Raw genomic sequence first — 266 nt, forward strand, 5'->3', positions numbered from 1 at the left:
TCACGCTCCACCAGCGGGGCGAGGATGGCGAAGCTTATGGCCATCGGCAGGAATATGACGATCAGGGTCGCCAGGCTCGTGAAGGAGGCGCGGCCTGCGCTGAACCTGTCCAGAAAGGCCGCCAGCCCCTCCTGATGCCCGATCGGCGCATAGGCGGCGACAAGCGACAGGATGCCGATGGCGTAGAGCGCAGTATAAAGAAGACGTTGCCTTGTCGTCTTGGCGGCGCGCGGGGGAGGGGCGGTCGGTTCCGATCCGAAGGCGGG

General features: G+C 65.8%; 1 protein-coding gene. It reads right to left on the reverse strand.

Features of this window, described 5'->3' with window-relative positions:
* The coding region (locus tag CVH10_RS26095; RefSeq protein ID WP_219924952.1) for a hypothetical protein at positions 1 to 266 on the reverse strand (266 nt) is incomplete at both ends.

This window comes from Halomonas sp. ND22Bw, assembly GCF_003011945.1.
Taxonomy (GTDB): domain Bacteria; phylum Pseudomonadota; class Gammaproteobacteria; order Pseudomonadales; family Halomonadaceae; genus Halomonas; species Halomonas halophila.